The sequence below is a fragment of the Undibacterium paludis genome, assembly GCF_022568815.1.
GTDB lineage: Bacteria > Pseudomonadota > Gammaproteobacteria > Burkholderiales > Burkholderiaceae_D > Undibacterium.
This window is the reverse complement of the sequence record NZ_JAKZHX010000004.1, coordinates 120,749-146,551: the sequence shown is the minus strand read 5'-3', so window position 1 is coordinate 146,551 and position 25,803 is coordinate 120,749. Positions and strand designations below refer to the sequence as shown.

Here is a 25,803-nt window from a genome sequence, read left to right as displayed (position 1 = left end):
AGTGGGGGTATAAATTCTGTCAGAATTAGCAATATGATTGCTTAAACTCCTTCCCCTTCAAGGGGAAGGTTGGGATGGGGATGGGTTTCTGTAGCAAATGAGTGATGTTTGAGTTTTACCGAACCCCATCCCCACCCTAACCCTCCCCTTGAAGGGGAGGGGATGTCTCCAGAGTTTTATCTTCACAAAATTGATACGGACTGCATGCCTGCAAACAAAAGAGACTGTAATTTTTGTTGCCAATGTTTGCACATCCCAAGTATCTGGAATAAAGTTTGCTACAGCCTTTGTACTTGAAATTATTTCGAATATTCCACCTGGAGAAGAGTATATGCAGACACAAAGCGGGCAACTTTGGAATGAGGATTTAGCACCTACTTCACAAGCCCAGCGCACCTGGCGCTGGTATCACTTTGCTGCGCTCTGGGTCGGCATGGTCATGTGCATCCCGGCTTATACCCTGGCTGCCAGCCTCATCGAAGGCGGCATGTCAGCTTACCAGGCGGTGATGACGGTGTTCCTGGCAAATGCGATCGTCCTCGTCCCCATGTTGCTGATAGGTCATGCCGGTGCCAAATATGGCATACCCTATGCCGTGCTGGCGCGCACCTCGTTTGGCGTGCATGGCGCACGTCTGCCTGCTCTGATGCGTGCGATAGTCGCCTGCGGCTGGTATGGCATACAAACCTGGTTTGGCGGGCAAATGATTTATACCCTGGGTGGTGTGCTCATTGGTCATCCGCTAGGCGGCGACAATATCGCTGGCCTGGGTATCAATGCTGCGCAACTGGTTTGCTTTTTGATTTTCTGGGCCATACAGTTCTGGTACATCTTCCACGGCATGGATTCCATCCGCAAGCTGGAAACCTATACCGCACCGCTTAAAATCATCATCTGCTTTGTACTGCTGGGCTGGGTCTATAACAAGGCAGGCAGCTTTGGCCCCATCCTTGACCAGCCATCCCAGTTTGTAGAAGGCGGTAAAAAAGCCGGGCAATTCTGGTCTGCCTTTTGGCCTTCACTGACAGCCATGGTCGGCTTCTGGGCCACGTTGGCTTTGAATATCCCTGACTTCACTCGTTTTTCCAAATCACAGAAGGACCAGATACTCGGCCAATCCATAGGCTTGCCTGCACCCATGGGCTTGCTGGCCCTGCTGGCGGTTATCGTCACATCTGCCACCGTCGTCCTGTATGGCAAAGCCCTATGGGACCCGGTAGACCTGGCCAGCCGCATGACAGGCGTGGCCGTGCTGATTGCTTTAGTGATCCTGCTCATCGATACAGTTTCCGTCAACCTGGCAGCAAACCTCGTCGGCCCTGCTTATGACTTCTCAGCTCTGAACCCCAAGCTGATTTCATACAAGACTGGTGGCTATATCACCGCCTCCATCGCCCTGATCATGATGCCGTGGAAGATTTTGGAATCTACCCAGGGTTATATCTTCACCTGGCTGATCGGCTACTCAGCATTGTTAGGCCCCATCGCTGGTATCCTGATCATTGATTATTACTTCATCCGCAAGACAGAAATTGATGTGAATGCCCTGTACCAGGATGAAGGCAAGTACAGCTATAAAAATGGCTGGAACATGGCCGCCGTGATCGCTTTCGTGATCGGCGTCTTGCCGAATATACCGGGCTTTTTGAACGCGGCTTTCCCGGCCAGTTTCCCGGCTATTCCCGAAGTATTAAAAACCATCTACACCTACGCCTGGTTCGTCGGGCTCGCTTTGTCCGGTGTGGTGTATATGGGTTTGATGAGTGGTAAGAAGAATTGAAATTTGAATGTTTGGATGTGTGTGAAATTACCGTGGAGGCGGTGACTCGTAGGTTGGGCAACGTTTTACCTGCCCAACACTGGGCGGTTGAGTAACGCATACGTTTGTTTAGGCCGAGTGTTGGGCTGGTGAAGCGTAGCCTAGCGAGGCCCGGCCCAACCTACGTATTCGCCAACCTACGAGAAATAACGTTCACGGCAACGCACACTCCAACGGAGACAAGAAAAGGAAGCATCATGACCATCCTCATACGCGGCGGCACTGTCGTCAACGCAGACCGTGAATTTAAAGCCGATGTCCTCTGCGACAATGGCAAGATCATCGCTGTCGGCGATAACCTCGATGCACCTGCCGGTGCAGAAATCATAGACGCTGGCGGCCTCTACGTCATGCCCGGCGGCATAGACCCGCATACCCACATGCAACTGCCCTTCATGGGCACGGTCACGCAAGATGATTTTTTTACTGGCACTGCCGCTGGCCTGGCCGGTGGCACTACCAGCATCATCGACTTCGTCATCCCCAACCCGCAGCAGGGTTTGATGGAAGCCTTCAACATCTGGCGCGGCTGGGCAGAAAAATCTGCCGGTGACTATTCCTTCCACGTCGCCGTCACCTGGTGGGATGACAGCGTCCATGCCGACATGGGCAAGCTCGTCAATGAACATGGCGTCAACAGCTTCAAGCACTTCATGGCCTACAAGAACGCCATCATGGCCGACGATGAAATCTTGGTGAAAAGCTTCACCCGCGCGCTGGAACTCGGTGCCATCCCCACCGTACATGCAGAAAACGGTGAGCTCGTCTATGTACTGCAACAAGAACTCATGAAGAAGGGCATGACAGGCCCGCAATCCCACCCGCTGTCACGCCCACCCATGGTAGAAGGCGAAGCCGCCCAGCGCGCCATTGCCATTGCCAATGTACTCAACACACCGCTCTACATCGTCCACGTATCCTGCCAGGAATCGCTCGACGCCATCACCCGCGCCCGTGCCCACGGCCAGCGCGTGTTTGGTGAAGTGCTGGCAGGTCACCTCGTCGTCGATGACAGCGTGTACAAAAATCCAGACTTTACCCAGGCCGCAGGCCATGTCATGAGCCCACCCTTCCGCAGCAGCCATCATCAAGAGGTGTTGTGGCAGGGCCTGCAAGGCGGCAACCTGCATACCACAGCCACCGACCACTGCACCTTCTGCGCCGCCCAAAAAGCCGCAGGCAAGGATGACTTCACCAAGATACCCAATGGCTGTGGCGGCATAGAAGAACGCATGATGGTCTTGTGGGACGCAGGCGTCAACACAGGCCGTTTGACGCCTTCAGAATTCGTCAAGGTCACTTCGGCCAATTGCGCACAGATTTTCAATATCTACCCACGCAAAGGCGTTATTACAGAAGGCGCAGATGCCGACATCGTGCTGTGGGACGTGAATGGTACCAAGACCCTGTCCGCCAAGACACAGTTCTCCAAAGGCGATTTCAATGTCTTTGAAGGCCGCACCGTCAAGGGCATACCAACCCACACTATCAGCGGCGGCAAGCTGGTGTTCAAGGAAGGTGATTTAAGGGCAGAGATGGGCGCAGGGCGTTATATCAAACGCCCGTCCTTTTCACCCATGTTTCATGCGCTCAACAGAATGCGCGCATAAAATTAAGAATCGAGGAGTAATGCAAATGTCAATCGCAAATTTAAGAATCAATGGAGACCGCCTCTGGGCCTCATTGATGGAACTCGCACAAATAGGCGCCACACCAAAAGGCGGCGTCAAGCGCCTGGCCCTGACTGATCTCGACAAACAGGGCCGCGACCTCGTTGTGTCCTGGGCCAAACAGGCTGGCCTGACAGTCACCATAGACCAGATAGGCAATGTCTTCATGCGCAGGGCAGGCAAGAACCCGGCCCTGCCACCCATCATGTCCGGCAGTCATATCGACACCCAGCCCACCGGCGGCAAGTTTGACGGCAACTATGGCGTGCTGGCCGCGCTCGAAGTCGTGCGCACCCTTAACGACCACAACATAGAAACAGAAGCCCCGATAGAAGTCGCCTTCTGGACCAATGAAGAAGGCTCACGCTTCGTCCCTGTCATGATGGGCTCAGGCGTATTCTGCGGCGCATTCACCCTCGAACACGCCTACGCCGCCAAAGACACAGAAGGCAAAACTGTAGGCGAAGAACTGGAACGCATAGGCTACAAAGGCACAGAAGTGCCAGGCCAGCACCCAATAGGTGCCTACTTCGAAACCCATATAGAACAAGGCCCGGTACTCGAAGATGCCGACAAGGTCATCGGCGTTGTACCCGGCGTGCTTGGCCTCTCATGGTATGACTGCGTCGTCACCGGCATGGAAGCCCACGCAGGCCCCACCCCCATGGGCCTGCGCAAAGACGCCCTGCAAGTTGCCACCAGGATCATGCAAGAAGTCGTCAACATCGGCAACCGCTACCCGCCCTATGGCCGTGGCACGGTAGGTATGGTGCAGGTCTTCCCCAACAGCCGCAACGTCATCCCCGGCGAAGTCAAATTCAGCATGGACCTGCGCAACGTCTCCGCAGAACTGCTCGACACCATGCACAATGAAATCCTCGCCTACGTCGATAAGACAAGCAAGGACAGCGGCCTGAACATCAGCGTAGAACGCGTATCCTACTACCCCCCATGCCCCTTTCACCCAGACTGCGTCAACGCCGTACGCGAAGCCACAGCAACCCTGGGCTATAGCACCATGGACGTAGTCTCCGGCGCAGGCCACGACGCGATTTACACCGCCAGACTGGCCCCATCCGGCATGATCTTCGTCCCCTGCAAGGACGGCATCAGCCACAATGAAATTGAAGACGCGAAATCAGAACACCTGGAGGCAGGGTGCAACGTGTTGTTGCATGCGATGTTGGGGAGGGCTGGGGTGGTGGGTTAATTTAGCTGCTGGTTTCTGGCACATTCATAAGATTGTGCTTTCTTACGTTGTTCCGTTTCTCCAGATAATATGAATAGAGCCCAACATAGCGAGATCTTTCTTATCGGGATTTGCTGTTTTATGTCGCTCATTTTTTTTGCACAGTTTTTTTTGATAAGTTGCATCAAATACTAGGTGCCAATTTGCGCAGTTTTACAAAAATCTAATGTTTGTTAGTTCTTTCCTCGTAAAAAATATCACGCCTGGGATATGATTAACAAAATTAACAACTCTTTATCAAATGAAGCTTTTCAGGCAGTTACTTTGGCAAGAATACTATTTGTATTGCAATACTTTCGATTAAAACGTTGTCTTAGTCTACCTGCTGAGGATTCTAAGTTGCGTACATCGCAAATGCTTGCCAAGGCATCTTCAGTGAACGATTCAAGCACAAGGCTTTGCGCAATAAGAAGTTCTACTGAGTCATTTGCAATTTCGCTTGGATGAGCAACCCCTCTGGTAGCTGATTTAGCACGTTCACCAAACGCTACCAATTCTTCAAAATGAAGGAATGACGGACGTTCTAGTCGAGATCTAATACGTAAAAAATTGTGATTGATTACGGTGCGGTAGCTATATCCAGGTCGATAATTAATGGCGTTTCTCAACATACTTGGCCAAACAAGAGGATCGTTGAAACTTAATCCTCGAAACAAATTTAATGCTCTAAGTGACAGTAGTTCCTCAGAAGTAGGTTTCCTTGAATTAGAAAGTGAGATTATCCATACGATTGCACTTTCGACTTCATTAGATACTGCAATCCAGACAGCCTCATGAAAGTGACTAGTGGAACATTTTCTGAGATTAACTTTCGCTGCGCCGGTAGTGCTATCAAGAGCTAGCGAAGCTTTATAAGCTCCTCCACCTGGTTTGATGCTTGCACTGCCGCAGTATTCGATAATCGCTTCTTTATCGAGATAAAGGACTGCACCGTTTGCCACCCTTGTCCACGCCATGGCTATAAATAGCGAAAAATAGTATAGAGATACAAAAACCCAACTCGGACTAGGTTCGTCTTTAATGTTTTTATAATCGAGTAAGTGAGCACGATGTTCACTTGCATGGTTAAGTAAATGTTGTGCCTCTGAGAATAATGTTGATGCATACTCTCTCTGATTTACAGATAATACGATTGAGTTTTTTGTTGAAGTTAGTAGTGAATGTGCCCCTTGTGTTCTCCAGGTATTTAAATTGTTATCTCTGAAAGGTTCGAGGGCTGTAAATTCAGGGATTACATTAAGCAATTGCATCAGTAAATATCGGACGGTAGGGCTTGGCGATGATTGCATATCGTACTTTTTCTACAGCATATTGGGGTCAATACTCACGGAGCCAGCGAGAGCACTTCTGACAGCCTTTTTAACTTCACCGACCGAACGCAGTGTTGTATCGGCATATGAATATTTTGCAATCGGACTAATTACTTTTTGAATGCTCTCTGTTTTTGCGTTCTTATGACTTAATAGACTTTGACGTATGGCTTGTTCAAATACATCAAATATTGCTTCAAGAAAAGCACTTCTAGTAAGTAATTTTTGATCGTCCAATACGTTTTCATATGCTTTGAGATAATTGGTTAGTAAAGACAATCTTTTTTTCTTGTCAAGACCTTGTAAAATCGAAGAGTCTAGCGCTTGACCCACCGCTCTATTGAATGTAACTCGCGACACTTTTCCAGCAACTGATTTGGCCGGGCTCAGCATTCCGCTGAAATTGAGGTCAGGATTTTGCTTAATGCCATCAAATAACTCTCTCAATGTAGTGTCACGCTCACTCTCTATTTGCGCTAACTGTTTTATGTCAAGAAGTAATGCGGCCGGTACACCAATTTGTTTAGTATTGATATCTATGAATAACCTTGTTTCTTCGGCACGAGTAAGATTCTCATATATAGAAAGAGGTACTCGATGATCCTTACTAAACTGTTCAAGACATGTTTGGTATCCCCAAAGTCGGTGCTGTCCGTCTAAAACAAGAAATGCTTTGTCTATCCTTTCAAAGGAAATTGTTTTGTTTTTTGAACTGTAGACAATTTTTGCTCCCTCTTGTGCTGACAATACGATGTTTGTCGGTATTGATCCTGATCCCTGATTCAAATATTTACTGATATCTTCCGCTCTTTGTTTGCTTAGTTGCCGTTGGAAACCTTGTAAATTGTCCGCGTCTCGACTTGAAACAAAACAGTGTGGAAATATATCCGACACTGGAATTGAGGTTAGAAAAAATCTATGATTATTTTGACTAATCATGAGACAAGGGTAACTCACAAATTTCTTAATTCCTTTTGTTGCCATGATGCATCCATTTATTTAAGTAATTATCTTGAACAGAATTTAGCAGAGTTTGCATTGTGTATTAGAAACGATCAACTTCTTAAGCTGTGACGGTGAGCAACGGCGCGCATACTATAGGGGATCGAATAGTTCATAATATTCAATATTTTGAGAGCACAGTTTACTTCCTGTACGTACCGTTCGAGTGTGTAAATTTAATAATTTCTTGTGCAGTCGATCGTGCCTGATTTTTTATGGACGAGCAAGCCTTTTCTTATATGCTATTTAATCGTTCTTCTTCCCCGAAAAACACCCCACAATCGCATCCGCCACAGCCCTGACCCTTGCCGTGCGGGCTAGGTCGCCGTGCATGACCAGCCATACATCGTAGCTGTCTTCGCGCTCTGGCCACAGGCGGGTGAGTTGGGGATCGTTTTCTGCGAGGTGGACTGCCAGTTCGGCGATGCCTAGTCCGGCGCGGGTGGCTTCGAGCAGCATCATGGCGCTGCTGACTTCCATGCTGACGCGGGCTTTGGTGGTGGGCAGGCCGCAGATTTTTTCGGCGTGGCGTGGGGCGACGCGTTGCTGGTAGATGATGATGTCGTGGCCATCCAGGCTTTTGCAGTCTGCTGTTACCGGGTGTTTTTTCAGATAGGTTTTTGCGGCGAACAGGCCCAGCTTGCGTTTGGTCAGGTGGCGGGCGATGAGGTCGGGGTCGGTGGGCCTGACCAGGCGTACTGCGATGTCGGCTTCGCGCCGGGTGAGATTGCTTAGTTGTGTTGCCGTGCTCAGTACGATGCGTATGTCGGGGTGGCTGGCGTGCAGCTTTTGCATGGCGGGGATGACGAAGTGGCTGGCCATGGTGTCTGAGGTGGCGACGCGCACCACGCCGGACAGGCGGTTGTCTATGCCTGCGATTTCGCGCTGTAGTTTGTCTGAGGCTTTTTCCATCATTTCGGCGGCAGCCAGTGCATGTTCGCCCGCTGGTGTTGCCACATAGCCTGAAGGTGTGCGCAGGAACAGCCGCGCATTCAGGGCTTGCTCCAATGCCGCCAGCCGCCTGCCTGCGGTGGCCTGGTCGATATTGAGCATGGCCGCCGCGCTGCGCAAGGTGCCTGCGCGATAAATCGCCAGGAAAATTCTTGTATCGTCCCAATCCATGTTTGATGCAGTCATTTCAGTGTTCAATATAATGATGCATTTTTGCATCAGACTGTTGATCTTATGCTTATTTACTGCATCAGGCAAGGCAACTACCATGCTCTCAGGTTTATTGAAAAGGGGTTCTCATGAGCAGGCTAAGTGGTGGGCAAGGCGGTATCAATCTGGTGGATGAAGGCAAAACATGGCAGGCGGCTGTGGCCGTGGTGGGCAGCCCGCGCCTGGGCAGGCTGGAAGAGGCTTTGATCTTGCTGACGCTGGCGCTGGGTTTTATGATGGCGATGGTGGATGTGACCTCGGTCAATATCGCGCTGCCTGCGATTGCCAGCAGTTTTTCTCTACCGCTGAGTCGTCTGGTGTGGGTGGTGGATGCCTATACCCTGAGCTTTGCTTCGCTCTTGCTTGTCGGTGGCGCGCTTGCCGAGAGATGGGGGGCGAAGACAACTTACCAGGCGGGTTTGCTGGTGTTTATTGCGGCATCGCTGTTGTGTGGTTTTGCTGGCAGCGGTGCCATGCTGATTATTGCGCGGCTGTTACAGGGGCTGGGGGCGGCCTTGTTCATGCCTGCTTCCTTGAGTCTGATGAGTCATACTTTTCAGGATACCCGGCAGCGCACCAAGATGCTGGGTATATGGTCGGCCCTGGTCGGTGTTGCCAGCGGCAGCGGCCCGCTGATAGGCGGCATGCTGGTGCAGCAGTTTGGCTGGCGTAGTATCTTCATGGTGAATATACCACTGGGCATAGCGGGCGTGCTGCTGGTCAAAAAACTGATACCCAAAGTACCTGCTCACCCCAGACCACTATCTCTGCTCAGCCATGCCTTGCTGCTTGTTGTATTGGTCAGCCTGACCTTTGTCCTGATTGAGGGCCCGGCCTATGGCTGGCAGTCTGCAATCATCGTGTCGCTGCTGGCGTGTATGGTCGTCAGTGCACTGGCACTGATCGTGCAGGAGAGGCGCGGCACGCATCCCTTGCTGCCGCGCGCCCTGTTTGCAAATGCGACGTTTCCGGCGGCGAGTGGCATAGGTTTTCTGATCAGTTTTTCTACTTTTGCACAAATCTTTTTGCTGGGGATTTTCTTCCAGGATGCCTTGCATGTTACTGCCCACGAAGCGGGTATGCAGATGCTGCCGATGATGTTTTCTTTTATGGTCGGCAACCTGTTGTCGGGCCAGATTTCTGCCAGGGTGGGTACGCGCTACCCCTTGCTGTTTGGTACAGCCAGTGCGGCGCTGATGGCTGCGTGCATACTGGTTACGGCGCTCAATACCGACATGGCATCCGTCCTGATGATGCGCCTGCTGACACTGTGCGTCATCATCATGAATATCTCGGTAGGTGTCGCCCTGCCTGCGATGACGACGACGGTGCTGCAAGTCTGCGGCACGCGCTATGCAGGTAGTGCTTCTGCCGCCGTCAATGCCAGCCGCCAGATCGGCGCACTGGTGGGTGTTGCCATCATGGGCGGGTTATTCCATGCAGCATCTGACTGGGCATGGCGCATGCCTGCGGCTTTTGTGGTGCTGATGTGCAGTTACGCGCTTGCCTTTGTGCTGACGTATTTGTTTATTCCTAAGCTGAGGCAAGGCTAATGACAGGCAGGCCATGAAAATAGATGTATGGTTTTGTAGAAGCGGCTTCAGCCGCGCATGATTGAATTGACTGCTAGCTGTCTTTATCGGCTACCTGCGGCGACACGATCAGGTGTACATGTTTGTTTTTCGAGCGCAGGTGCAAGTGCGGTACCCAAAGCAGCGCGAAGCCTTTACATTTTTCGATTTGGCAAGTACCGCCAGGGTAGAGATGCAGCAGTGGCTGGCCACATGTTTGGAGTACATTCTTCTACTTGTATTTTCTCATTTTTCTTTTTTATCCCGCTTCAGTTGTCGGTACATGAAGCTGGCCGTCATGCCGAACAACATGTTGCTGATGACAACTACGACGTTCTGCATTTGCGCAAACCATGGGAAGTAATAGACCATGCCGTGCAGATTGAACAGATAGAGAAATCCCCCGAACAGGGAGCCTGCCAATAACACCATGGTGACCGTATCATCAAGATGAAATGAGGCGATGATCGCGGCAAGTATCACGCCAAACATAGCGCCCAGCACATAATGGATGAGCAGGGCGACGGTGACAATGCCGACGCTGAATGCCGTTGAGTCGAGCACGCCTGGCCCCAGTGCAATGGCGGCTACCATATGTGCAGCTGCCCAGGGGCTGACGTCAATGATGGCGGTGGACCAGAATAATTCCATTACCATCACTGCCGCTCCGGCAACAAAGCCTGCGGTTGCGGCGGCAATCCAGTCTGGCCTGCGGGCAACAAAGTGGTGGGATTGCATACCAAGTTCCATGGCGACCTCCTCTTGAGCCAAGAATTTGCGCATTGCTGACCAGTCTGCCTGGCACCGGTTCTTCCGCCGGTTTTTGATACACAAGACGCAACAATTGCTGCTGCGAAACGCTAAGGCATGTGTCAACTCATGTCTTCGCTCACTGGCGATAGTGAACACATGAATAATCGTAGTGACCTCAGTGTAGGATAAAATGGACAACATGCAAGTTGCCGGCAACTGGCGCCTCTGCCGTGCAGCCAGGCGGATGCAGTTTCACCATGTCAGGCATGAGCAGCTATATCGACCTCATCAATCTGTTCTTGGTGCATGAACATCCTGGCATAGTCCAGGTAGACACCTGAGCGTAAGAACAGGGAAAACAAATCTGGATCTATGTGCTGGTCTTTTTTCATGAAACCCATGATCTTGATCGCCTCTGAAAGGGTTTTACCTTTCTTGTAGGGACGATCAGCGGCTGTCAGTGCCTCAAAGATATCGGCAATCGCCATCATGCGGGCGGGGATGCTCATGTCACTGGCGAACAGGCGTTTGGGATAGCCTGTGCCATCCATTTTTTCATGATGACCACCAGCGATTTCCGGCACCCTTGCCAGGTGTCGCGGGAAAGGCAGTTTCTCCAGCATCATGATGGTCTGTATCATGTGCTCATTGATTTTGTAGCGTTCTTCTTCTGACAGTGTGCCGCGGGCGACCGTGAGGTTGTAGACCTCACCACGGTTGTACAGGTGTTCTGGCACCTTGACCTTGAAACCCCAGGGGTTGTCATCACTGATGCGTTCGCGGGAAGAGCGGGTGAAGATGTGTTCTGTTTTGTCACTCAGCGCCTGTTCTGTCACTGGCAGGTCTGGCTCTGGTGTGCGGTCCTTGCGTTCTTTTTCGTCGTGCGAAATACCGATACGATCAGACAGGGTCCTGCTCCAGGTGCGTTCTGCAATCCTGTGGATACGGGCGACTTTGTCAGGGGCCATGTATTCACCACCTTCATTGCAGGTGGCAATGAACTGGAAGTCGTCGTCAAGTTCAGCAATGTCTTTGTCGAATGCTGTTTTAAGCCCGGTTTTTTGTTCTGCTGTTGCCGTGGCAACTGCTTTCCAATAGCCGATTTCTGTATCGCGTTTCATGACTTCAAAACGCATGCGTATCTCATGGATACGGTCGTACAGCGTTTCCAGTTTGGTGGCCTTGTCGACGATGTATTCCGGCGTGGTGACCTTGCCGCAATCATGCAGCCAGGCGGCGATATGCAGTTCTTCCCATTCTGTTTCATTCAGTTGAAAGTCGGCATAAGTACCTTGCGTCTCTGCGCAGGCCGCCTGTGCCAGCATTTTTGTCAATACCGGAACACGCTGGCAATGGCCGCCGGTATAGGGGCTCTTGGCGTCAATGGCGCTGGCAATCAGTTGTATGAAGGCTTCGAGCAGGGTCTTCTGTTCTTGTATCAGGCGCTGGTTTTCAATGGCGATGGCGGCTGCGCCGGAGACTGCTTCTGCCATGGCCTGTCGACCAGGGTCAATGTCGGCGTCATCGATCACCAGTGCGATGGCGCCAACCAGATTGCCCTTCCTGTCTTTGAGGGGAATGGCAATCAGTGTGGTGACATGGTCGCTGGCAGGCAGTACGCTGAAATAATGCTGTATTTCATTCGCCTGTAGGTGGCAGATGCTGCTGCGGTCGCGGCAGGCTTGTATGACGGGGTGGCTGGCATTGTCCATGGAGATACGCTGGGCATCGCTGGTGACTACCTGGTGGTCGACATAAACCTGGGCGACCTGCAGGCTGTTGTCTTGCGGCTGGTGCAGATAAAGTATGCCCGACCTGGCTTCGGTGATTTCTGACATTTCCTGGAGGACGCGCGCCAGCAACTTATCGTAATTGGTTTCAGATGCAAGACTGCTGGCGATGTCCAGGAAGGAGCGTATGGTCGTCTTCATCGCTTTCATTGAGTGGGTGAGGTCGGCGATTTCCTTGATGCGTGATTGTATGTTGATGTTGTTCTTGAAATCGAACCTGGCGATTTTCCCTGCTTCGTCATTCAGTTGTCGCAGTGGGTTGGATGCAAAGCGCGAAAACAATACCGTGGCGATGATGCCAAGGGACAGCATGATAAAAAACATCACAACGGTTTGCCTGCGCATCTTGATGATGGATGCCAGCAATTCTTCATGCGGGCTGGCGATCAGCAGACGCAAGTCCTTGCCGCCGGGGATTTGTATGGCGGACTGGTAGGTGGCCCAGGATTTATCCAGGGCTTCGATGGACTGGCTGCTGCTGGTGTTTTCTGGTGTGATCAGTTCCAGGATTTTTTTTAGCACCGGTGCATTCTGGTCTTTCAGTTGCGGCATGCTGCTAACGCCATTGGTTTCGGTGATCTGTGGTTTGTAAGCGGGGTTCTGTTCATTTTGCCATGCCAGCAATTGTCCCTGATGATCTATCAAGGCCATGCGGCTGCTTGGGGTAAGTGCACTGTTTTTCAGGGTTTCGTGGATGGTCGGCATTTCTATGTCTATGCCGACGACGGCATCGGCATCAACAATTTTTTGTGCATAGGTGATGCCGATTTGCCCCGTGGTAAAAAAGTAATAGGGCTCAGTGACCGTGGGATGTGACGGGTTTTTCATGGCAGACAGATACCAGCTACGCTGACGCGGATCAAACTTGCGCTCGGGTATCTGCTGGCGGCTGATCTCATTGAGCCTGTCGTCAAGATAGACAACATGCTCAATGCGTTTGCCCGCTTCTGTGCTGGTGCTTTGCACTATCCATATGGTATTGGCAGGGGCTGCAAAACGGTCTTTACTGCCGTTCGATTTTGCATATTGACGCAGCAAAAAGAAGTCGCCATTGGCAAAGCCGACATAGACGGATGTAGCAGATTTGACGCTCGTAATGGCTTTGGCCAGGTAGTTCACATGCTTCAGACGTTCGTCCAGGTTCTGTCCTGACAGGGGATGTGACTGCGCCAGTATTTCAGTCTGGTTCTTCACCGGCTCGTAGATGTCTCTGACTTTGCCGGCGACCTGTCTGCCGATCAGGTCATAATTGGTATTGGTTTGCGCCAGGATGATCTTGCTCATGCGTGCGAATTGCACGGTCCCCAGGGCAAGGGCGAAGAGGAGTATCAGGGCAGTGAAAAAATAAGAGATATAGATGTGAAAGCGGATATTCCTGGTCATGCGCATAGCCCTTTCCGCCAAGCCTGATCGATGTCGCCGTCGCTAACTGAAGCTATTGATGAATGCTTACTGTCCGCAAGCAGATTTGCGTTGCTATCTAAATTGCAACTTCATGGTAGTGGTTTATTTTGCAATTGGCAATTGAAACTCAGGCAATGTGACCAGAATTGACCCCGGCTGTGGGGTGACCGATACAGCCAGTTCCGCGTACTGCAGGAAGACCTGTGCAGCCGACAAGGTGTTGCATTTACTTACACGCAAAACCTGCTTGTAATTCCCTGCAACAAATCATTACAGCATCCGCTCATGATGACTTTTAGTATTGAAATTATGGCAATGGTATTTGCACCCGTTCGGATGGAGGGGAGAGAAAAAATGAAAGTGGTTTCGCTCTGTTGTGGAGCACTTTATTTAAAAAGGAGGTCACCAGCCGACGTTGGAACCGTTGACTTATATCCGCTTAGCAATAAAAAAATCTATATCAACATCTTGAATGACAAATAAATCCGAATGGATATCGAAAATGAAAAACAGATCCAGATCGACATTAAAAATGAAAAGCTATCAGGCAATATTGGGAACGATGCTCATCGCGCTTTTACAGGCATGCGGAGGTGGTAGCAACACGTCCGCAGCGATTGACGGCGCCAGCGGCCAGTCCGGGATAGCCGCTGCGCCCCCACTTAATAAAACAGGAAAGGATGACGACGTTGGCACTCTGGCGTTGGGCGCCAGCCTCATTCGTACCCGCCACGCTGGTGGCGCAGGCATGAATCTGACAGAGTTCGCTTCAAGTAGCACGGATGCGCCGACCATCGATGTGATCAAGCGGATGCAGCCCTGGGTCACCTCGACCCTGGACCCTGACTGGGTTTGGGATACGCATGAAGAAGCGCAACTGGATCTTGACGCAAATGGCTGGGTAAAAAGCCTGCCGCTGCCGCCAAAAGGCAAGAGTGTCACGAATTACCCGAAGTACCGGGCTGTATCAACGGTCTTGAATGACAGCCATTCTGTCAAGTCCATGCCTGCCGGGGATTACCACGTCTTCTATGAGGGGGATGGTGACGTGTCATTTTTTGGGGAGCTCACGCAGAAAACAGTCGAACCGGGCCATATCGTCCTGACGCGTAATCCCAAGGACGGGGAGAACTTCGGGATGCGCATCACTCGCATCAACCCGGACAATTACTTGCGCAACATCCGTGTAATCATGCCTGGCGGTATCTGTACCGGCAAGCCTTTGCAGTGGGTAGCCGGCCCGGATGCATGCCCTGCCGGTGGCTACACTTCACTGGTGGACTTGTCCAGGACACAGATATGGTCTCCCAATTTCCTTGCGGACCTCAACGGTGTGCGGGCTCTGCGCTTCATGGACTGGTTCAGGATCAATGACTCCACTCTGTCCAACTGGTCCCAGCGTCCGGCCAAGAGCGACGCTACCTGGTCCGGCAGCGGTGGCGTACCTGTGGGAGTAGCCATCAACCTGGCCAACACGCTTTCTGCTGATGCCTGGATGAATATTCCCTATCACGCCGACAATGACTATGTGCAACGCATGGCTCAGTTGGCCCGGACCAGCCTGAATCCTGCTGCCAAATTCATCGTCGAATACGGCAACGAACCATGGAACACGGCCTGGCCCTTCGTTCTGAACTATAAGTGGTTGGCGGAACAAGGGTTGACCAGGTTCCACCGTGACGGCAAACCGGACGCGTCCGAGTATGATCGTGCCATCAACTTTTACGCCCTGCGTTCCAACGAGATCTGTCAGATCGCCAAGAAGGAATTTGGTGACCAGTCCTCGCGGGTGCAATGTGCGCTCAATACCCAGTTTGGCTGGCCAGATCAGGCGAAAATAACACTTGCCTGCGCCCTGGCTGTCGAGACGGGTAAAATTGCCAAGGATTGTTCCGGCCCGATTGATGCTGTGGCTGTTGGTGCCTACGTGGGCGGTTATCTCGGGGAACCCGGAGAAAACGGGAAACCTGGGAACGTAGACAAGGTGGCGAGTTGGGGCACGGGAAGTGCGGGGGTAGACAAGGTCTTTGAAGAGTTGCTTGGCAAGAACGTGGCTGGCCAGGATGTCGATACGCCATTGCAGGTTCCCTACGCTCTCAAAGGCGCCGTTGCCCATGCTGGCGATCTTATCCGTCAGTATAAAACCAACATGGCCAGCGGACCCTACAAAAAGCCGTTGTTCGCCTATGAGGGTGGCCAGCACTTGCGCGTAGTGGCTGGCAGTCCTTATCCAGACGCTACCAGCCTGTTCATCAGCGCCAATCGCGACAAGCGCATGGGGGACGTCTACAATGCATTGATGGCGGAATGGATAAAAGTGGAAGGCATTGGCCCCGGCCAGGTGTTCGTGCACTTCAATAACGTAAGCTCGTACAGTGAATACGGCTCATGGGGACTGCGTGAAGCGGCATTCGCTGACGGGACGAGCAGCCCCAAGTGGATGGCATTCAAGCCCTTCCGTGAGACCACGGCTTGCTGGTGGGACAAGTGCAGCCAGTAAGGGAAATAAAGGGCAGGAGCATTCGTACGGGCCTATCTGCAAGTCAGTGTGACTGTCCTGTTTGATTCAACGCAGCTATATCAACGTAGCTGTATCAATCGTGAAACTGTCAGTGCACCATCAATAGTGCACTGACAGAGAACACATGGCCCCGGGGCATGGCTCCGGAGCCATTCTCAATCCAGCCGTCTTTGTGATGAAATCGAAGGACGGTGATCATTCATCCTTGAGTCAACATCAATTGAACCGCGAGCATGAGAGATTTTTATGCATGCTTGCCCATGCCATTCGGGCTTGACGATCATGAGCCAAAGATCAGATTGTCGTTCTTCACGTTTCTGGTGAGGACATGTCCGGCCCGTATTGAATGACTTATTTCTTTTGCGTATACCACAGCACGACTCAAATACTGAATGCCGGTTAGTGATCCCGGCTATTCGCCTGGACAACAGTATTGCAGCTTCAGCAGGATTACATCAAAGCTGCATTCGAATCATATCGATAGGCTTGTGAGATAAGCTTGTGATACGGCAGAGAAGTTGAAATTGGAGACAAAATTCGGATGTAACCAAAAATTTTAAAGGTGAATAAATGTAAGGCTGCAGTACTTGATCTGGCGTACTTTGTACATCGATGTACAGTTTTTTTGTACATCCGCCCCTGCTCTGTGGAGGGGCAGGCTGGCGCCACTTCAGCGTGCCGTTGGCAGGTCTACGTAAAAGACAGTTGCTACGCCAGGCTGTGATTCAAAACCTATCTTGCCGCCCATGCGCTCTACCAGTTCGCGGGTGATCGCCAGGCCCAGCCCTGTGCCACCGTTCTGTCGGGTATCGGACGAGTCTGCCTGGGCAAACTTCTCGAATATCCTGTCGCGGAATTCATGTGGTATACCCGTACCTTTGTCAGTCACACTGATGCGCACACCTGTAATGCGGTTTTCTGCCTTGATATTGACGACAGCGTTTTCTGGTGAGTATTTGATGGCATTCGACAACAGGTTGGACAATACCTGCATCATTCTCTGGGTGTCGACGCAGACATTGACTGCTGGCGTATTGGCTGCCAGTTGCAAAGATACATGCCGTTCGGCGCCAAAGGTCTGGTTGGCTTCGATGGCCTGGGTCAGCAAATCTTTGAGCAGGCTGGTTTCCAGATGAAACACCATCTTGCCGGCTGACAGTTTTTCCATGTCCAGCAAGTCATTGATGAGGAAGGTCAGGCGCTGACAGTTTTTATTGGCGATGTCCAGCATCTGCCGCATTTTTTCCGGGAAGACGCCGAGCACTCCGCCAGAAATCAGTCCCAGTGCGCCGGAGATAGAAGTCAGCGGCGTGCGTAGCTCATGACTGACAGTGGAGATGAATTCATTCTTGATTTTTTCGGTACGTTTGCGCTCAGTGATGTCACGTATCAAGGCAATGAACAGCGGTTTGCCCTGGCGGCTGACTGTTGATACCGAGAGGTCAAGTGGAAAATTGCCGCCGTCCTTGCGTCTGGCATCGACTTCTCGTCCTATGACTGTCATGCTGAGCCTGCTGGTGGCAAGCGCATCAGGCACAGCGTCAGCATCGGCCGGGTAGGGAATTAGCAGGCGTATGTTCTTGCCTACCAGCTCGCTGGCCTGGTAACCAAAAATATCAGTGGCAGCATTGTTGAGACTGATGATGTTTTCATCTTCATCAAAGGTGATGATGCCGTCAAGCACGTTGTCAATGATGGCGCTGGTATGGGCTGCCTGGTCACGCAAGGCTTCTTCTGTCGATCTGCGTTCACTGATGTCCTGGAAGGTGCCATAGACACGCGCACATTTTCCTTCTTCATCAAATTGCGGGAAGCCTATCACATGCACCCAGCGGTCCCTGCCACGCGCAGTAGTGATGCAGAGTTCGGTATCAAAGCGTAGCCCTTCACGCACGGCCTGGATGAACAGGGTGCGGATTTTTTCGCGGTTGTCCACATCTTTGTAAAACGCCAGTGCCTGCTCCACAGTGCATTCAAAATCGTCGGACACTTCATGCAATTGCCTGGTGACCTTGCTCCAGGTCAGCTTGCGGGTCTTGACTTCAAGTTCCCAGGTACCCAGGCGCGCGGCTGCATTTGATTTTTCCAGTAGCTCATAGGCATGTTCCAGTTCGGCTTCTGCCTCCATCTGATCGGTGATGTCGGCATGACTGCCGGACATGATCAGAGGGTTGCCATCGGTATCCCAACTGACAACGCAGCCGCGGTCATGTATCCAGATCCAGTGACCGTCTTTATGGCGCATGCGGCTTTTCAGGTCGAAGTATTCTATTTCGCCCCGGAAATGCTGGTCTATCATGGCGCTGGTGAGCTTGAGATCTTCCGGATGGCAGAGTTTGAGCCAGGTATCAACTGTGGTTGGTTCCAGTTCTGCCAGTGTATAGCCCAGCATTTCTGCCCAGCGTTCGTTGTAGATGGTTTCGCCAGTAACGATATTACATTCCCAGGTACCAATGTTGGTTCCCTTGATGACGTTGGCCAACTGCCTTTCTGTCTCACGCCTTTGGGTCTGCATGCGTGCTGCACTGATCAACTGACCAAGAGTACTGAAGAGAGGATTGAGGAACTGCGTCAGTTGCTGGTCGTAGCCTTTGGGCCGGTTGGCGATGCCCACCAGGGCGATCATTTCACCGTCGTAGTGTACGGGTATGCAGAGAAAACAATGCAGTGCGGCAAAATGAGCGGGGAACACCCGGTCAAGCGACTGGCCTATGCCATGGTTTTCTATGATGGTCTTGGCCGAGCGCAAGGCATGACCATAGCGCTGTTTCAGTTGTGTGCAGGCTTCATCCCTGGCCTGGGCATCCAGCTGTGTGCTGGCGATCTCCGCTTCATCATCATTCCAGGCCAGCATCATGCTTTTCAAGGCAGGATTGGCCGCAGTCTTGTTCTTGACCTCACAGATAAAGCCATAGGCGCTGTCAGTCAGCCTGATGATGGCAGCCAGCAGGGATTCAAAGCCTTTTTCCTGATCGGTTTCGCGGATGAACAGGGATTGTGCCTTGGCGATGGCGTCACTGAGCGCGCGCTGTTGCTGTAATTGCTGGTCCAGTTCCTGCCGCTTCATGACGCCACTGACCCAGTCGCCCAGCAGGCGCACGAATTCTGTCTCTATTTCTGAAAAACTGAATTGGCGCGGACGCATATCTGAAAAACGCAGATTGACATCATCGGCGTCCCCGATGCGCATGCGCAGACCGATCAGGCTGCGTACGCCGTATTCGGTATGACAGGGGTGATCGTGGTAGGGGCCCAATGCCAGGTCGGCCAGGTGAAAAACAGTATTCGGTTTGTCCACCGGCATGTTGAAAGTCATGCAGACTGAGGTAGTTCTTGCTTCGGCATACGAGGCATCGGCAGAGTCAAGCAGCAAGACCTCATCGCCATCATGGCCTATGCGGGTGATTTCACCCTTGGCCATGCCCAGGTAATCACAGGCCATGGCAAGGGTCTGGCGCAGTGCTGTTTGCGGGTACTGGTAAGACAGCGATGTAATGGCCGTCAGCGCCAGCAGGGCGTGGTGTTGTCTCTGCTGTTCTTCACGATTGAATTCACTTTCAACGCAATCGGCCAGGTCACGCAAAGCTGCCAGGTCTTTCTGATCCAGTGTCCTGGGCTGGCTGTCTATGATGCATAAGGTGCCCAGGTGCTGGCCATTGCGTGCCCGCAACGGCGCCCCTGCATAGAAGCGGATAAAGGGGGAACCTGTCACCAGCGGATTGTCGGAAAAACGTGGGTCCAGGCAGGCATCCGGTACGTACAGGATATCTTTTGACAGGATGGCGTGGCCGCAAAATGAAATATCCCGGCCAGTCTGTTGTGCCTGCAGTCCCTGGCGCGATTTGAACCATTGCCGATCGGTATCTATCAGTGAGATCAGGGCGATGTTGGCCTTGAAGGTATGGCTGGCCAGGCGTGTCAGGCGGTCAAAACGTTCTTCCGGTACGGTATCGAGAATGGCGCAGGCATGCAAGGTTTGCAGGCGCAGTGCTTCATCTTCGGGCAGGGATGGTGCTTGCATAGGGAATCAGGCAGCGGGCAGGCTGGCCAGCCATTTTTGCAATCCTTCACCATGCAAAGGCTTGCTGGCGAAATAACCCTGCATGGAGTCGCAGCCCAATTGACGCAGGGTTTCGCGCTCAGCTGCTGTTTCTATGCCTTCGGCAATCACGCTCAGGCCCAGGCTATGGCCCATTTCTATGATGGCCTTGACCAGTTTTTGCGTCGTTGGCATGCGGTCTATATCGATGACAAAGCTGCGGTCTACCTTGAGCTCGCTGACTGGCAGACGTTGCAGATAGGACAGGGAAGAATAGCCGGTGCCAAAATCATCGATCGACAGATCAAGGCCGATGGCGCGCAGCCGGTTCAATAGCTCTATGGTGCTGCCCGGATCTTCCATGATGCCGCTTTCGGTGATTTCCAGCTTCAGCAGTTTTGGATTTAATGCATATTTTTGCAGCAGTTCTGCAACCTGTTCAGGGAAGGCAGGGTTGCGCAAATCATGGGTGCTGAGATTGACTGCTATGCTTTGCGGCGGGTACAGCCCTTGCCAGCTATTTAGTGTTTGCATGGCTTGTTCCAGCATCCACATGGTGATCATGCTGATATAGCCTGTACGTTCGGCAAACGGGACAAATTCGGCGGGGGAAATAAAGCCGCGTATGGGATGTTGCCAACGGACCAGGGCTTCAAAACCGTAAGCATGCCCAGTATCAAGTGATAGTTTGGGTTGCAGCCACATCTGCAATTCGGATGCGCGGACGGCTGTGCGCAGATCGGACAGCAATGTCAGGTGACTCAGGCGTGATGCCTCTTGTGCATCGGTGTACCAGGCGGTCGCACTGGCGCTGCGTTTGGCTGCATACAGGGCGACTTCTGCATTTCTGATCAGGGTCATCAGCGGCAATGCCGTTTCTGCAGTCTGGGCAAAACCGCAAACCAGGTTGACATCGACAGAATGCTGGCCACATTTGACCGGTTCTGCCATGGCGAGGTCTATGCGTTGATGCAGGTCGGCGATGACATCCCTGTCACAATTTGTGCAAAGTATCGCAAAGGCACCGCCTGGCAGGCGCGCCAGCCAGGGTTTGGGTTCGTGGCTGTCATTCGCAATGACGGTCTTGAGGCGGGCGGCAACATCGGCGATGACGCTGTCGCCGGTATCAAAACCCAGGGTTTCATTGATGGTCTTCAGGCGCGCCAGGTCCATCAATATGATACCCTGGTGCGGCGAGCCTTTGCCATCATGGGTTTTGAACAGGGAGATACGATTCGGCAAATCAGTCAGCGAATCATGATAGGCCAGGCGTTCAACCGCCTGTTCACGCACACTGATGGCGGCGGCCATGGTATTGAGTGCTTCACCTACACGCGCAACTTCTTCTGTCTTGCCAGGATTGAAGCGGGTCTGGTAGTCACCTTTGGCAATCTGGCGTGCGCTTGCTTCGAGTTTCGCCAGTGGCCTGACGACGCTGCGGGTCGTCAGCCAAGCCAGCAATGCTGCCACTACGACAGCGATGGCAGACACCATGGCCACGCGCAGGCCGGTGCGTTCAAATTCTCGTTGCTCTTCTGCCTGGTGTTCCTGTATCAGTTTTTGCTCGGTTGCCAGGAAGGTCTTTGATTCCTGCAGCAAGGCGCCCAGGGCAGGTTGAACCTGTTTCAGGAAGGTGGATTTGGCAGCTTCCTGACCTTCATCTTCCAGCTGATTGACGGTCTGGATGTAATGCATCTGGTAGGCATTACGCTTTTCTTTCAGGGCTTTCAGGGTTGCCAGTTGTGTATCGTCGCGCAATATGGTTTCCAGCGAGCCGATCAGCTTGTCGATCTGACGGTTTTTTTCATCGACGGCGGTGTATTCAGTCACACGTTGTTCGCGCGGCACAGTCAGCAATTGCAGCAGGGCGCGGCCAACATTTTCTGTATTCAGGCTGAGTTCTTGCACATATAACAGGCTTTGCATCTCGTTACGGGCAAAGTTTTCCCGGACGGAGGTCATTTTCTGTATTTGTAAAATTGGCAATATCAAACCTATGCTCAATAAACTGAGCAAGAGCCCGTAGCTGAGCGCCAGCCGCATACCGATACGGCGCAGGCGCAAGAGATGGATCAGGCGTTCAAGTTGATTGGACATATATCAATTTACATGGTCAGTATAGGCGCACCTTATGTTAATGCACTATTAACAGCAAGGGCAATACTATTGTGTCAGACAGGTAAAGAAAGCCTGCGTCAGCAGGTGGTGAAGGGGGATCAGCGGGCGAAGAGTATATAGACCAGCAAGAGATTGATCACGATGGAGGCGACGGCCAGCATGCGCCAGGTGGCCAGTGGATCACGCGCCGCCAGTGGCTTGGCTTGCGGAGTGGGCAAGGGATGGGCAGCCCCGCGTTCGAGCGCCAGCAAAAACTCTTCTGCTGTTTCAAAGCGATCTTCCTGCTCACGGGCCACGGCTTTGAGCAAGACGTTTTCCAGCCAGTGCGGCAGATCCGGGCGATAACGGCTGGGGGGCACCGGTTCTGCGAACCTGGGGCGCTGGAAGGGTTCCACTTCGCCATAGGGATAATGACGGGTCAGCAGGTAGTATAGTGTCACACCGGTGGCATAGATATCGGTTGCCCTGGAGGGGGCGGCGCCGGTGAATTGCTCGGGCGCCAGAAATGAAGGTGTACCTGCCATGCTGTGGTTCACTGCCTGGCTGTCCTTGCTGTCGAAACCGGACTGGGCAACACCAAGATCAAGGATACGGATTTCATCGTCATCCCCAAGATGAACATTATCGGGTTTGATATCCCTGTGCAGGATACTGCGCCTGTGCAGGGCGCCGACTGCGCGTACCAGTTTGCCGCCATGGGCGACTGCTTCGGGTATGGTGAAATGCTGGCCAGCTTCCAGCCGCTTTTGCAGCGAGGCGCCGGCATGCCAGGTCGATAGATAATAAAGATAGTTATGCTGATCAGGTGTGATCACTTGCGGGAAAAAGCGTGCAACCACGCGCTTGGCCAGCCAGGCTTCGTGGGCGAATGCGGATCGCTCCTGCGCATCGTCCCCTTTGTCGGGATGGAGAGTCTTCAGCACCAGTTGCCGGTGATGGACAGGGTCAGTGACACGATACAGGATGGTGCTCTGTGATGTGTGCATGACTTCTTCGACAACATACGCATCGATGGTCTGGCCAGCCTTTAATCGTGGCGGCACAGGCAGACCGTGCAAAGTGGTGATGGCGTCGCGCAGTTCGCCTTCTGGCAAACTGTCGACGCGGGCAATGACGGCGCTGCAGTTGTCTTGTGAACCTGCTTGCAGGGCTGCCGCACACAGGGACTGACAGGCGGTTTCACTATCCAGACTGCCGTTGCTGACCTGTTTGAGGTAATCAGTCAGCTCATATTCGGTGATGGTGGCCCAGATGCCGTCGCTGGCCAGCAAGAATACATCATTGCTGCGCAATTCACCCATGCCGTGATCAATCACCAGGTGGCTGTCGAGGCCAACTGCACGTGTCAGTACATGTTGCATTTCCGGCCGGTCCCAGACATGGTCCTGGGTCAGTTTTTGCAAACTGCCGTTACGGTACAGATAGCAGCGGCTGTCACCGACGTGGGCGCTGTAATACATGCGGCCGCGCAAGACCAGACCGGTCAGGGTTGTTGCCATGCCTGCCAGTTCGCGCCTTACCGAACCTTGCTGCTGTACCCAACTGTTCATGGCGACCAGCACTTTGTCCAGTGCGGTTGTCACCTCCCAGGTGTCAGGTGTGGCGTAATAATCGGTCAGCAGGCCGCGCACCACATATTCTGCTGCTTCACGTCCGCCTTCATTACCTGACACCCCATCTGCTACTGCCAGCACCATGCCCTTGCACGACAACTCGGGCTCACCTGGCGTGACCATGCCGACAAAGTCTTCATTGCGCGGACGTATGCCGGTAACGCTATGGTGGCCGGTGTTGACGATCAGGGGCATGCGATATACCGGTTAAGCGGTTAAATTTTTGCCGTAGTCATGGCTGCCGAACCCCAGGTGGTGCGCCAGCGTTTCTTGACCAATGATAAACCTATCAGCGCGATGATGGCCAGGCTGGCGAAAATCGACAGGCCGAGTTGATAGCTGCCGGTGATCTGGCGTGAGTACCCCATGCTGGCTGCCAGGTAAAAACCACCGATGCCACCAGCCATGCCGACCAGACCGGTCATCACACCCATTTCCTTACGGAAGCGTTGCGGCACCAATTGAAATACGGCACCATTACCCGTACCCAGGGCCAGCATGGCAAAGACAAACACCACCACTGCGCCGGCGGCAGACTGCAGGCCGGTTGCCGCAATGAACAGAAAGGCAGCGGCAATGCTGTACATCACCGACAAAGTCTTGATACCACCGATACGGTCGGCCACGCGGCCACCAAGCGGGCGCACCAGAGAGCCGGCAAATACGCAGGCTGCTGTGAAGTAACCGGCTGTTACTGGATTCAGACCGTATTGAGTATTGAAATAGATAGTCAGTGAAGAGGCGAGGCCCGAGAAGCCTCCAAAGGTGACGCTATAAAAGAACATGAACCACCAGGCGTCCTTGTCCTTCAACACTGCCAGATATTCAGCCAGTGACTTGCTCGGTGCCGAACCAGGGGCATCCTTGGCAAAGATCAGGTATACACTGAGTGCCACGATCAAGGGTATCAGTGCCAGGCCGAACACATTTTGCCAGCCAAAGGCGATTGCCAGTGCCGGTGCAAACAGGGCGGCGAATGCGGTACCGGAATTACCGGCACCGGCTATGCCCAGGGCAGTACCCTGGTGTTCGGGTGGATACCAGCGTGACGCCAGCGGCAGGGCGACTGCAAATGCAGAACCGGCCACCCCAAGTATGACGCCAAGAAAGAGCAATTGCTCATAACTGTGCAGGTTGCCGAGCCAGGCCCAGCATAAGCCAGCCAGTACCACGAGCTGACCTATCAGACCGGCTTTCTTGGGTTTCAGGTGATCGACCAGTACCCCCATGACAATACGTAACAGTGCGCCCGCCAATAGCGGCGTGGCGACCACCAGGCCTTTTTGCGCGGCGGTCAGGCCCAGGTCTTTGGATATCTGTATGGCGAGTGGCCCTAACAAGACCCAGACCATGAAACTCAGGTCAAAATAAAAGAAAGCCGCCAGCAGGGTGGGCGTATGTCCAGCTTTCCAGAATGATGTTTTTTGCATGATGACTCCTATGGTGGTTGAGCATGCCACTTGCAAGTGTCGTGCCACCAAATTGTGCAAGTATTGGCCATCAAGATGAATAATTTGATCAAGTTCGTGCGCGATAATCGTGCATTGAATAAATTAAATGGTGCATTGCACCACTTTGGCTGAGTTTTATTTGGCTTCTATTAATTTGTCTGCTGCTTTCCTGATATGCGCTCTATTTTCGTGTGATGAATTTGCAGGCATGGCTTTTATAGTGCGCAATCGTATGCGCCAGTGCCAGTTGTGGTGCGCAATATGTTTAAGATGGTGAATACGGACTTGCTTCAGTGAACTGGCATTGCTCTTGCTTAGAGTCTGGGGAGACA

Annotated in this window: 14 protein-coding genes; 5 read left to right on the top strand and 9 right to left on the bottom strand. The window is 52.6% G+C overall.

Translation table 11 applies throughout. From position 1 onward, the window contains the following. The first annotated feature begins 331 nt into the window (after nucleotides 1-331). From LZ463_RS08945 to LZ463_RS08935, 3 genes are all read left to right on the top strand, one after another. Nucleotides 332-1,780: an NCS1 family nucleobase:cation symporter-1 gene (locus LZ463_RS08945; RefSeq protein ID WP_241455278.1), complete on the top strand. Its 1,449-nt coding sequence runs from the start codon at nucleotides 332-334 to the stop codon at nucleotides 1,778-1,780. A 236-nt stretch (nucleotides 1,781-2,016) separates the two neighbouring features. Then, nucleotides 2,017-3,429, top strand: a complete 1,413-nt coding sequence (gene hydA / locus LZ463_RS08940; RefSeq protein WP_241455277.1) for a dihydropyrimidinase — start codon at nucleotides 2,017-2,019, stop codon at nucleotides 3,427-3,429. 31 nt (nucleotides 3,430-3,460) lie between these two features. Next, entirely contained in the window at nucleotides 3,461-4,699 is a 1,239-nt protein-coding gene (locus LZ463_RS08935) for a Zn-dependent hydrolase (RefSeq protein WP_489686098.1), read from the top strand. 290 nt (nucleotides 4,700-4,989) lie between these two features. Here LZ463_RS08935 and LZ463_RS08930 read toward each other — a convergent pair whose 3' ends face one another. The 3 genes from LZ463_RS08930 to LZ463_RS08920 all read right to left on the bottom strand — a co-directional run bounded on the left by LZ463_RS08930 (nucleotide 4,990) and on the right by LZ463_RS08920 (nucleotide 8,172). Then, the gene (locus tag LZ463_RS08930; protein ID WP_241455275.1) at nucleotides 4,990-5,988 is read right to left on the bottom strand and encodes a hypothetical protein; all 999 of its coding nucleotides are present in this window, start codon (nucleotides 5,986-5,988) and stop codon (nucleotides 4,990-4,992) included. A 51-nt stretch (nucleotides 5,989-6,039) separates the two neighbouring features. Beyond that, nucleotides 6,040-7,032 carry a DGQHR domain-containing protein gene (locus LZ463_RS08925; protein ID WP_241455274.1) on the bottom strand — a complete coding sequence of 331 codons (993 nt, stop codon included), beginning with the start codon at nucleotides 7,030-7,032 and terminating at the stop codon, nucleotides 6,040-6,042. Nucleotides 7,033-7,296: 264 nt separating this feature from the next. Next, nucleotides 7,297-8,172: a LysR family transcriptional regulator gene (locus LZ463_RS08920; RefSeq protein WP_241455451.1), complete on the bottom strand. Its 876-nt coding sequence runs from the start codon at nucleotides 8,170-8,172 to the stop codon at nucleotides 7,297-7,299. Nucleotides 8,173-8,300: 128 nt separating this feature from the next. Between LZ463_RS08920 and LZ463_RS08915 the strand changes: the two genes are divergently transcribed. Continuing rightward, the gene (locus LZ463_RS08915) at nucleotides 8,301-9,764 is read left to right on the top strand and encodes an MFS transporter (RefSeq protein ID WP_241455273.1); all 1,464 of its coding nucleotides are present in this window, start codon (nucleotides 8,301-8,303) and stop codon (nucleotides 9,762-9,764) included. 264 nt (nucleotides 9,765-10,028) lie between these two features. Here the strand turns inward: LZ463_RS08915 and LZ463_RS08910 are convergent, their stop codons facing one another. Beyond that, entirely contained in the window at nucleotides 10,029-10,532 is a 504-nt protein-coding gene (locus LZ463_RS08910) for a hypothetical protein (RefSeq protein ID WP_241455272.1), read from the bottom strand. A gap of 263 nt (nucleotides 10,533-10,795) precedes the next feature. After that, nucleotides 10,796-13,714, bottom strand: coding sequence for an HD domain-containing phosphohydrolase (locus LZ463_RS08905; RefSeq protein ID WP_241455271.1), 2,919 nt, complete (start codon nucleotides 13,712-13,714; stop codon nucleotides 10,796-10,798). 517 nt (nucleotides 13,715-14,231) lie between these two features. On the opposite strand from LZ463_RS08905, the gene LZ463_RS08900 reads away from it, so the two are divergent. Further along, a complete protein-coding gene (locus LZ463_RS08900) occupies nucleotides 14,232-16,229 on the top strand; it encodes a hypothetical protein (RefSeq protein WP_241455270.1) in 1,998 nt (665 codons plus the stop codon). Nucleotides 16,230-16,920: 691 nt separating this feature from the next. On the opposite strand, the gene LZ463_RS08895 is transcribed toward LZ463_RS08900, so the two are convergent. The 4 genes from LZ463_RS08895 to LZ463_RS08875 form a co-directional block, all read right to left on the bottom strand. After that, nucleotides 16,921-20,271, bottom strand: a complete 3,351-nt coding sequence (locus tag LZ463_RS08895) for a PAS domain S-box protein (protein ID WP_489686095.1) — start codon at nucleotides 20,269-20,271, stop codon at nucleotides 16,921-16,923. Nucleotides 20,272-20,277: 6 nt separating this feature from the next. Beyond that, nucleotides 20,278-22,386: an EAL domain-containing protein gene (locus LZ463_RS08885; protein ID WP_241455269.1), complete on the bottom strand. Its 2,109-nt coding sequence runs from the start codon at nucleotides 22,384-22,386 to the stop codon at nucleotides 20,278-20,280. Nucleotides 22,387-22,505: 119 nt separating this feature from the next. Beyond that, nucleotides 22,506-24,215 (bottom strand): bifunctional protein-serine/threonine kinase/phosphatase, encoded by a 1,710-nt coding sequence (locus LZ463_RS08880; protein WP_241455268.1) that lies wholly within the window; start codon nucleotides 24,213-24,215, stop codon nucleotides 22,506-22,508. A gap of 20 nt (nucleotides 24,216-24,235) precedes the next feature. After that, nucleotides 24,236-25,450: a nitrate/nitrite transporter gene (locus LZ463_RS08875; protein WP_241455267.1), complete on the bottom strand. Its 1,215-nt coding sequence runs from the start codon at nucleotides 25,448-25,450 to the stop codon at nucleotides 24,236-24,238. Nucleotides 25,451-25,803: the final 353 nt, after the last annotated feature.